Source organism: Micromonospora sp., from assembly GCF_048594385.1.
Lineage (GTDB): Bacteria > Actinomycetota > Actinomycetes > Mycobacteriales > Micromonosporaceae > Micromonospora > Micromonospora wenchangensis.
In genome coordinates, this window is the sequence record NZ_JBMDWU010000408.1 from 1 (window position 1) to 9,906 (window position 9,906).

The 9,906-nt window shown below is 71.8% G+C and carries 9 protein-coding genes; 2 read left to right on the forward strand and 7 right to left on the reverse strand.

The genetic code is table 11. From position 1 onward, the window contains the following. Positions 1-111: 111 nt before the first annotated feature. From ACOJTC_RS21865 to ACOJTC_RS21895, 7 genes are read right to left on the reverse strand one after another with little or no spacing between them, the layout of a single operon-like run. Entirely contained in the window at positions 112-684 is a 573-nt protein-coding gene (locus ACOJTC_RS21865; protein WP_357929344.1) for a DNA-3-methyladenine glycosylase I, read from the reverse strand. A 26-nt stretch (positions 685-710) separates the two neighbouring features. Then, positions 711-1,565 (reverse strand): arylamine N-acetyltransferase family protein, encoded by an 855-nt coding sequence (locus ACOJTC_RS21870; protein ID WP_363655828.1) that lies wholly within the window; start codon positions 1,563-1,565, stop codon positions 711-713. Between the two features lie 43 nt (positions 1,566-1,608). Beyond that, complete coding sequence (locus tag ACOJTC_RS21875) at positions 1,609-2,211, reverse strand: disulfide bond formation protein DsbA (RefSeq protein WP_204923594.1); 603 nt, start codon at positions 2,209-2,211, stop codon at positions 1,609-1,611. Between the two features lie 52 nt (positions 2,212-2,263). After that, entirely contained in the window at positions 2,264-3,526 is a 1,263-nt protein-coding gene (locus tag ACOJTC_RS21880) for a sulfate adenylyltransferase subunit 1 (protein WP_420118279.1), read from the reverse strand. After that, positions 3,526-4,458 carry a sulfate adenylyltransferase subunit CysD gene (cysD, locus tag ACOJTC_RS21885; protein ID WP_357929352.1) on the reverse strand — a complete coding sequence of 311 codons (933 nt, stop codon included), beginning with the start codon at positions 4,456-4,458 and terminating at the stop codon, positions 3,526-3,528. The genes ACOJTC_RS21880 and cysD overlap by 1 nt, the downstream gene beginning before the upstream one ends. Positions 4,459-4,496: 38 nt before the next feature. Then, entirely contained in the window at positions 4,497-5,744 is a 1,248-nt protein-coding gene (locus ACOJTC_RS21890) for an ABC transporter substrate-binding protein (protein WP_420118280.1), read from the reverse strand. Beyond that, the gene (locus ACOJTC_RS21895; RefSeq protein WP_357929356.1) at positions 5,741-6,916 is read right to left on the reverse strand and encodes a sulfotransferase family protein; all 1,176 of its coding nucleotides are present in this window, start codon (positions 6,914-6,916) and stop codon (positions 5,741-5,743) included. Before ACOJTC_RS21895 ends, ACOJTC_RS21890 begins: the two co-directional genes overlap by 4 nt. Positions 6,917-7,228: 312 nt before the next feature. Between ACOJTC_RS21895 and ACOJTC_RS21900 the strand changes: the two genes are divergently transcribed. Both ACOJTC_RS21900 and ACOJTC_RS21905 read left to right on the forward strand, forming a co-directional pair. Continuing rightward, the gene (locus tag ACOJTC_RS21900) at positions 7,229-8,059 is read left to right on the forward strand and encodes an aminotransferase class IV (RefSeq protein ID WP_420118281.1); all 831 of its coding nucleotides are present in this window, start codon (positions 7,229-7,231) and stop codon (positions 8,057-8,059) included. Further along, positions 8,056-9,876 carry a class I adenylate-forming enzyme family protein gene (locus tag ACOJTC_RS21905; protein WP_204923267.1) on the forward strand — a complete coding sequence of 607 codons (1,821 nt, stop codon included), beginning with the start codon at positions 8,056-8,058 and terminating at the stop codon, positions 9,874-9,876. The genes ACOJTC_RS21900 and ACOJTC_RS21905 overlap by 4 nt, the downstream gene beginning before the upstream one ends. Positions 9,877-9,906 lie beyond the last annotated feature (30 nt).

Sequence of the window (9,906 nt, forward strand, 5' to 3'; positions counted from 1 at the left end):
GGGGGGGGGGCCCCCCCGCCCGGGGCGGGGGGGGGGGGGGGGGGGGGGCTTCCCCCGCGGGGGGGGGGCCCCCCCCCCGGGGGGCGGGGGGCCCCCCCCCCCGCAGCGGGTTCAGCCGTCCACGGCCAGGTGGCAGCCCACCAGGTGGTCGTCGACCATGCCGGTCGACTGCATCATGGCGTACGCGCCGACCGGGCCGATGAACCGGAACCCGCGCCGCTTCAGCTCCCGCGCCATCGCCGTCGACTCGGGCGTGCTGGCCGGCACCTCCGACGTGGAGCGGGGCCGGGGCCGGACGGTGTCCGGCGCGTACGACCAGAGCAGGGCGTCGAGGCCGCCGGCCAGCGCGACGACGAGCCGGGCGTTGTCGATGGTCGCCTCGATCTTGGCCCGGTTGCGCACGATGCCGTCGGTGGCGAGCAGCCGGTCCACGTCGGCGTCGCCGTAGCCGGCGACCGTCTGCGGGTCGAAGCCGGCGAAGGCCGACCGGAAGGCGTCCCGCTTGTGCAGGATCGTCGACCACGACAACCCCGCCTGGAACGCCTCCAGGGCCAGGTGTTCGAAGAGCGGGGCGTCACCGTGCACGGGACGCCCCCACTCGTCGTCGTGGTACGCGACGTAGACGGGGGTTCCGGTGCACCACCCGCAGCGCGGCACCCCGTCGGGGCCGGTGCTGATCTGCATGTCGTCTCCTGTCCTGCGGCGGCGGGTCAGCCGGTGGGGATGCCGGGACGCTGCGGCAACCGCTGCCACAGCAGCCGCAGCCCGGCGGTGTGCCGGTCGTCGAGCCGCAGGAGGAACGTCTCCTCCAACTCCCGACGCCACTGGTCGAAGGTGGTCAGCTCCCGCCGGTGCACGCCGTCGCCGTCGATGCGGGTCAGCAGCCGGTCGACGAGCGACCACACCACCTCGTCCGGCCCCCGGTTGGTGACGATGAACCGGCGGACGAAGGTGGAGCTCGACGCGGTCGAGAGCAGCTGGTGGGCGGCGACGAAGTCGTGCGGCCGCGCCGGCCGGTCCTCCCAGTCCATCACCGTGAACGACCCGCGGGGATCGTGGGTGAACCGCCACCCCCACGCCGCCTCGGCGAAGGCGAAGGTCAGCGGCGGATGCCGGACCACGCCGGGACGTAACGGCACCGGACCCAGCAGCCCGTCGCCGAGCCCGACGTCGACGAACCAGCGCCGGCCGTCCAGCCGGACGGTCATGGTCAGGTGGTTGGCGAACTGCACGCCGTCGGGCAGGGCGGGCGCCTTCTTCACCTGGCCCCGGTGCAGGGTCACGTCGAAGCCCAGCGCGGCCAGCAGGGCGGCGAACGCGCCGTTGAGGTGGAAGCAGTAGCCGGCGTCGCCGTCGGCCAGCCGCGCGGCGTTGCCGGCCGGGTCGACGTCGGTGGGCAGGCCCAACTGGATGTCGAGATTGTGGTACGGAACCCGCCGGACGTGACGCTCGTGCAACCGGACCAGCGTCGCCAGGTTCACCCTGGGCCGGCCGGGCTCGTCCAGGCGGGCGAGGTAGCGGCGGACCACCTCGTCACCGATCCTGGGCACTGACGGCTCCTGCATGTCGGGACGTTCACTTTCTGTGCGGAAAACGCCGGGGCGGTCGTCAGCGGGTCTGCGGGCCACTCGTGCGGCTGCGCTTGAGCTCGTAGAACCCGGGTGTCTGGGCGACCAGGAGGAAGCCGTCCCAGAGCCGGGCGGCGTCCTCGCCCCGCGGGGCGGGGGTGACCACCGGGCCGAACAGCGCCACCGGGTCGCCGCCGGGCACGTGCACGTGGATCGTCGGGGTGCCGACGTCCAGCCCGACCGGCTGCATGCCCGCCTGGTGGCTCTTGCGCACCGCGTCGTCGAGCCCGGCGTCGTCCGCCGCGTCGGCCAGCTCACCGGGCAGGCCGCACTCGGTGAGCGCCGCCTTGTACAGGGCCGGCCCGTACGACTGGCCCTTGACGTGCCGGCGGGTGCCCATGGCGTCGTAGAGCGACCGGACGGCGTCCGGCCCGTGCTGCTGCTCGGCCGCCATCAGCACCCGCACCGGCCGCCGCCACGGTCCGATGTTGCGCTGGTAGAACGCGTCGATGTCGGCACGTCCCTCGTTGAGCGCGGACAGGCTCATGATCTTGAACCGTACGTCGATCGGACGCTGCCGCTCGGCGTCGAGCAGCCACCGGGACGTCAGCCACGCCCACGGGCACACCGGGTCGACGAACATGTCCACCAGGATTCGGTTCACTTCGGGCACCGTCGTACATCCTTCGGTTGATTCATCGGAAAGCCGGACCCACCAGGCCGGCACTGAGGGTCGCCCCGTCGGCGGGGTCGATGAGCAGCAGCGACCCGGTGCCCCGGATGAGCCGGTACGGGTCCGCGGCGATCGGCTCGTCGAGGTCCAGCACCACGGTCGCGATGTCGTTGACCACCAGCGGGTCGGAGTTCGGGGTGTGCTCCAGGGTGGCCAGGTCGAGGCGGTCGACGATCGACGCCACCGTCGCCTCGACCACCCGGGTCTGGTGCTGGACGAGGACCCGTGCGCCCTCACCCAGCCGACGCTCGGCGACGTGGCAGAGCGTCGCGGTGACCTGCCGGGTCGTCGTCGGGATCCGGTCCGCCGCGACGATCATGTCGCCGCGTCCCACCTCGCCCGCCCCGTCGAGCTTCACGCTGACCGACATGCCGGCCCGGGCGTTCTCGATCGGCGTGCCGAGCCGCTGGAGGGCGGTGACCACCGCCGGCCGGCCGCCGGGCGTGACCAGGACCTGCTGCCCGAGACGGAGCGGGCCGGCGACGAGCTGACCGGCGAGCGACCCGTCGGGCAGCACGTACTGCACCGGCAGCCGGGCCGGCAGGGCGGTCAGGTCCTCGTCGAGGTCCACCCGCTCCAGGTGCTGCAGGAAGGTCGGCCCGGTGTACCAGGGCATCTCGGTCGAGGCGTCGACGACGTTGTCGCCGCGCAGCGCCGACAACGGGATGGACCGCACGTCGGGGACCCCGAGCGAACCCGCCAGCCGGCGGAACTCGTCGTCGATCTCGGCGAACCGGTCCTCGGCGAAGCCGACCAGGTCCATCTTGTTGACCGCCAGCACCACGTGCGGGGTGCGCAGCAGCGCGGCCACCGCGGTGTGCCGCCGGGTCTGGGTCACCACGCCGTGCCGGGCGTCGACCAGGATCACGGCCAGGTGCGCGGTGGACGCGCCGGTGACCATGTTCCGGGTGTACTGCACGTGCCCGGGGGTGTCGGCCAGGATGAACCGGCGGTTGCCGGTGGCGAAGTAGCGGTAGGCGACGTCGATGGTGATGCCCTGCTCGCGTTCGGCCCGCAGCCCGTCGGTCAGCAGGGCGAGGTCGGCCTGGCCGTAGCCACGGGCACGGCTGGCGGACTCGACCGCCTCCAACTGGTCGGCCAGCACCGACTTCGAGTCGTAGAGCAGCCGGCCCACCAGGGTGGACTTTCCGTCGTCGACGCTGCCTGCGGTGGCGAGCCGCAGCAGCTCGCCGTCACGCGTGGTGTCGAGGCTGAGTGTGGTCACTAGAAGTACCCCTCCCGCTTGCGGTCCTCCATGGCGGTGTCGGACATCCGGTCGTCGGCCCGGCTCGAACCGCGCTCGGTGATCCGGGACAGACTGATCTCGGCGATCACCTCGTCGATGGTCGCGGCCCCGGACTCCAGGGCGCCCGTGCAGGACATGTCACCGACGGTGCGGTACCGCACGGTGCGTTCCTGCACCTGCTCGTCGCGGCGCGGACCGCCCCACTCCCCCGGCGCCAGCCACATCCCGTTGCGCAGGAAGACCTCACGCTGGTGGGCGAAGTAGATGGCCGGCAGGGGGATCTCCTCCCGGGCGATGTAGTGCCACACGTCGAGCTCGGTCCAGTTCGACAGCGGGAAGACCCGTACGTGGCCGCCCGGATCGTGCCGGCCGTTGTACAGGTTCCACAGCTCGGGGCGCTGCTGGCGGGGGTCCCACTGCCCGAACTCGTCGCGCAGCGAGAACACCCGCTCCTTGGCCCGCGCCTTCTCCTCGTCGCGCCGCCCGCCGCCGAACACGGCGTCGAAGCGGTGCTGGGTGATGGCGTCGAGCAGCGGGACGGTCTGCAACGGGTTGCGGCTGCCGTCGGGCCGCTCGGTGAGCCGACCGTCGTCGATGTAGTCCTGCACGTGCGCCACCCGCAGCGTGAGCTGGTGCTCCGCCACGACCTTGTCGCGGTACTCGATCACCTCGGGGAAGTTGTGCCCGGTGTCGACGTGCAGTACGGGGAAGGGCAGCTGGCCCGGCAGGAACGCCTTGAGGGCCAGGTGGAGCATGACGGCGGAGTCCTTACCGCCGCTGAACAGCAGGACGGGACGCTCCAGCGTGCCCGCCACCTCCCGGATGATGTGCACCGCCTCGGCCTCTAGCACGTCGAGGTAGGACATCCGCAGGTCGGATGAGGTTTCGGATGCGGTCGAAGTGAACGCCATGGCGTTGTCTCCCCACAGGTGTCGGCCGGTCAGGCCGGTCAGGTCGAGGAGCCCGGCCGCACGTACCCGGCGGTACGCAGCTCGGGCGGGTAGACGATCGGCACGGTGGAGATGTCCTGGTCGATCTCCTGGTACTGCTGGAGCACCACCGGGGGCGGGCTGTGGTGCCAGTGGGTCTCGCCCCGGGTGAAGCTGACCGGGCCGCGCCAGGTGTCGAAGGTGCCCTTCTCCAGCGCGTCGATCAGTTCCGCCCGGCCGACCCGGTCCGCCTGCCGCAGGGCCTGCGCGATGATCGTGATGTCGGTGAAGGCGTTGAGGGCGGTGTCCGGCGGCATCGTGCCGTACGTGTCGCGGTAGCGGTCCACGAACCACCTGCCGATCGGGGTGAGCCCCGACCAGTTCGGGCTGAACTGGGTGGCCGGCCACACCATGTGCAGGCCGTGCGCGCCGAGCGCCTTCCAGTAGTCCGGCGCCCGCAGCGGCCACTGGAACGGCGCCAGCATGGGCACCTTCGGCAGCAGCCCGATCTCCGCCGCCTGCTGCACGATGAGGTGGTTGGTACGCACCACCCCCACGTTGATCACCACGTCCGGCCCCCACTGCTGGATCTCGCGCAGCTGGGGACGCAGGTCCGTCGTCGACTCCTGGTCGAACTCCACCGAGTACAGCTCCATGGGCTCCTCGGCCGCCTGCAACTCGGCGGTGAGCAGCGCGGCGGCGCTGCGCCCGAAGACCGTGTCGGCGTGGATCAGGCCGACCCGCCGGAAGCCCTGGTCGGCGGCGAACCGGATCAGCACCGGGGCGCGTTCGGCCATCGAGGTGAACGTGCGGAAGACCGCCCGGCGCTTGCGTGCGGTGACCCCGGGGTGGGCGTTCTCGATGAACAGCGGCACCCCGATCCGGTCGGCGAGGTCGGCGACCTCCTCGGTGTAGCGCAGGTGCCAGGGCCCCAGCACGGCCAGCGCCCGGTCGACGATCGCGACCTTCGCCAGCGCGCCGACCGCCGAGCGGGGCATCGTGCCGCCGTCGAGGGTGACGGTCTCCTGGTCGTCGCGGACGACGAAGTCGAACTGCAGGCCGTCGCGGATGCCGCCGTGGTCGCGGACGTACTCCGCGCCGATCAGGGCCCCGCGTGCGGTCAGCGTGCCGGCGGTCGGGTCGCCGGGCAGGGACAGCGGGGTCACGATGCCGACGGTGACCGTGGGGGCGCCGTCCACCGTACGGGCGAAGGCGCGGACCTGCTCGGTGACCGTCTCCAGCACCGTGGGCTCCGACGTGGTGCTCACGCCCGTCCTCCGATCTGGTACTTCGTCAGGTACGCGGAGAAGCGCTCGTCCAGCTCGTCGGCGTCCAGACCGTAGTCCTCGGCCCGGTAGACGTGCTTGCCGAGCTTGTCCTTGCGGTTCGCGGCGAGGTAGTCGCGGAACGCCTTCTCGACCTCGCCGTCCCAGCGGGCACCGAGGAAGTCGCAGATCTCGGCCATCACCGCGATCGGGTCGGCCATCAGACGCTGGTAGTCGACGTCGAGCACCGGGGTGCCGGCGAGCTGCTCCTGCTCGGCCCGCGCGAACAGGTCGAGCATCTGGGCGAAGCGCTCGGTCCAGAGCTTACCCAGCGCGAGGCGGTCCACCCGGTCGGCGCGCGCGAGTCGAATGATCTCGGTGAGGCTGCAGGTGGAGGGGATGGTGACGCTCGGGGCGCGGTGCATGTAGATCAGCCGGGCGTCCGGGTAGGTGCGGGCGAGCGCGTCGGCCCGCCACAGGTGGAACGGGTCCTTGAGGACCAGCGTGTCGGTGGGCACCCGCCAGACGATGTGCTGCATCAGGTACCGGTGGTAGTCGTAGGCGTCGTACTGGTCCTGGGTGCGCAGCCACTCGCCGTAGGAGGGCACGGTGTAGCGCAGCTCGTACGCCATCGTCTTGAACGTCGGCGCGGTCAGCCGGTGGTCCTCGTCGGGGCGGTGCGGCTCCCACAGGTGCACCGGCTTGAGCGCCGGCGCGACGGTGTAGTAGTCGGTGCAGAAGTTCTCCGCGGCCTGCACGAGCGCCTGGCGGGTCGCCTCGTCGCGGTCGTCGGTCGCCGGGGCCATCAGCTCCCACAGGTCGGGGGAACGCAGGTCCGGGTGCTGGCCGAGCAGGTTGTGCATCAGCGTGGTGCCGCTGCGGGTCATGCCCGTGATGAACACCGGCTGGTTGATCTCGACCGAGGCGATCTCCGGGTTCTTCACCCGGGCCCGGTGCGCGGCGGCCTGGGTGGCCAGCGCGGCGACCAGGGCGCCCCGGACCGACCGGCGACCGGCCTCGTTGAGGCCACCCTCGGTGTCCAACGCCCGCAGCAGCCGGTCGAGGGCGTCCAGGTGCGCGAACTCGAAGTCCGCAACTCCCGCCCTCGCTCGGGCGGCCTCGACGAACTCGTCCACCCGATAGGTGTCCTGAGTGGGTTCGATGACGGCGGTCACGGCGTACTCCCCTCTGTCTGGCTGGAAACGCGGCGGCTCGGGCTGCCGGTCCGTGCGGTCGGTGCCCCCGCCCCCACCGGGCCGGACGTGCCGACGGACGGTGACGAATGTGAACAGCGATCACGGTAGGTAGCGACGATAGGCACCCGGCCACGGTCGGTACAGGGCCACATCAGGGGTTCGCACGGGTCCAAAGCCGGCGGGCGACAAGTGGCCCGGAGCACGGCGTCAACGTGGCTCTGGAGCGGGACCTCACGGCCGCCCTATGGTCGGCCCAGCCAATCGGCGACACACCACGGATCGGAGAAGAAGATGCCGTCGGCGACTCGGGCCGCCCCCCTGCTGCTGTGGGAGACGGGGGTCCGCGAAGGAATCGAGGATAGTCGTTACCGCCCCGTGGTGGCCGACTCCTGGCTCCTGACCGACGGCCGGGCCCGGGCGTACCGCCTGCACTGGCAGCGCTTCGGCGCGGCCGTACGACGGTTCGGGGTCTCGGCGCACCGGGTGGCGTCCTTCGGGGCGTCGGTCACCACGGCGCTGCCCCGTTCCGGGGTGTGGTTTCCCCGCATCGAACTGCACCTGGTTCCCACCCAGCGGCTGGCCCTGCGGCTGCGGCCCGCCCCGCCCCGGGTCGGTGAGGCCCGTGGCTGGCTGTGGCCGCATCCGGACCCCCGGCGGCTGCCCCACCTCAAGGGGCCGGACTTCGAGGAGCTGGAGAAGATCAGAGCCGCCGCCCACGACGCGGACGCCGACGAGGCCCTGCTCTGCGACGAGCACGGTCGGATCCGCGAGGGGGCGTTCAGCACCATCTACTGGTGGTCGTCGGGCGTCCTGCACACCCCACCGGAGGACGGGCGGATCCTGCCCGGCGTCACCCGGCGGCTGCTGCTCGACCGCTGCGCCGAGCTGGGAATGCCGGTACGCCACCGGCTGCCCAGCGTGGCGGAGCTGCTCGACAGCGAGGTGTGGATCACCAGTGCCCTGCACGGAATCCGGGTCCTGACCCGGATCAACGGAGAGCCGACCGCCCCCGTCGACGCGCGGCGGTTGCACGACTGGCGCGCCCATCTCGACGCGCTGACCGAACCCCTGCCCGACCCCGAGGCCATCTGGCCGCACCGAAGCACCGAGGAGGCACCATGAAGCTCAGGTCACTACAGCGTTATCTGGCATCGGTCCCGCGTATGCACTTCGGGCGGTCGCACCGGGGGCTGCGGGCCCGGCTGGAGCTGCTGGCCACCCGTCAGCTCGGCGCGGGTGACTTCCTGTGGCACGCCCTGGAGCGGGGGCAGGACCACGACGCCCCGCTGTTCCACCACCTGCCGCCCGGCGGCGGCCCGGACGACCTGGTCGTCTACAGCCTGGCGACGCTGCGCGACCAGACCGAGCGGTACGCCCGGTGGTACCACAACGCCGGGGTGACCCACGGCGACCGGGTGGGGGTCTTCACCCGCAACGGCATGGCGAGCTTCGTGCACTTCCTGGCGCTCAACAGCCTCGGCGCGATCCCCGCCGTGATCAACCCGAACATGGTGCCCGACACCGCCGCCAAGTACCTCTCCCGGCTCGACGCCGTCGGCGTGGTGGTCGACGCGGACAAGCTCGGCCCGCTGCTCAACGGGATGGCCGACGCGCGTCCGTTCCGGTTCACCGCCTCGCAGGAGGCGATGCACGCCGCGCCGCCGGCCGGCCCGCTGCCCGGGGTCTACCCGTACCGGCACGGCGACCGCGACCCGGTGCTCATCTCGCACTCCTCGGGCACCACCGGCATGCCGAAGGCCGCCACGTTCGGCCACCGCCAGTTCTTCGCCGGCAAGCGCCCCCGGATCATGACGCTGCCGTCGGGCCCGGACGACAAGATGCTGCTGGCCTTCCCGGCCTCGCACTCGTCGGGCTACAGCTACATGATGATGGCCACCCTCATCGGCCTGCCCACGCTGGTCATGGAGTCCCAGGACGGGGCGACGGTGGCCGAGGCGATGCGGTGGTGGAAGCCCAGCGTGGTGACCGGCTTCCCGATCACCTTCACCGAGATGCTCGCGCTCGGCCTGGAGCCGTCCGCCGCGTCGAACGTGACGACCTGGATCAGCACGGCGGACGCCTCGCACGAGGCCCACGTCCGGGAGCTGGTCCGGCTCGGCCGGCACCGGGAGAACGGCAGCTGGCGGCCGGGGTCGCACTACCTCGACGGGTTGGGCGCCTCGGAGATGGGCATGGCCCTGTTCCTCAACATCCACGGCCCCAAGACCAACGCCTACAACCGTTGTGTCGGCTACCCGGAGCCGATCGTCGAGGACGCGGTCGTCTTCGACGAGGACGGTCGGGAGCTCGGCCCCAACCAGGTCGGCTACCTGGCGGTGCACACCCCGACGGTGACCCTGGGCTACTGGGGCAACCACGAGTTGACGCACAAGTCGATCCGCAACGGCTACTGGCTCACCGGCGACATCGGCTACAAGGACGACAAGGGCCGGTTCTACCACTACGACCGGACCACGGACGTGATCACGACGCGGCGCGGCCCGGTCTACAGCCTCACCCTCGAGGAGGAGATCTTCAAGGCGTGCCGGGCGGTGGTGGACTGCGCCGTCGTCGGGGTGGTCGACCCGGTCGAGCCGACCTCGTTCGCCCCGATCGCCGCCCTGCGCCTGATCGACGGGTCGGACCTCACCGCCGAGGAGCTGCTGACCCGGATCAACCGGGCGCTGCGGGCGGCGGGCAAGCACGAGCTGGCCGCGACGGTCGTCTCCAAGGGGGACACCAAGATCCCGCTGGGGGTCACCGGCAAGGTGCTCAAGCGTGAGGTGCGCGCGCAGTTCGCCCAGCTCCTGCTGACCGACGAGGACGGTGGGCTGGACGTGGCACGGACCCGCACCGAGCAGTCGATCCTGCGGGAGCTGAGCGCCTCGTCGGCGACGGTCGAGTCGCCGCAGGAGGAGCGGGCCACCTCGGCGGCCTGAGCAGCCACGTGGGGCGGGCGGTTTCCCACC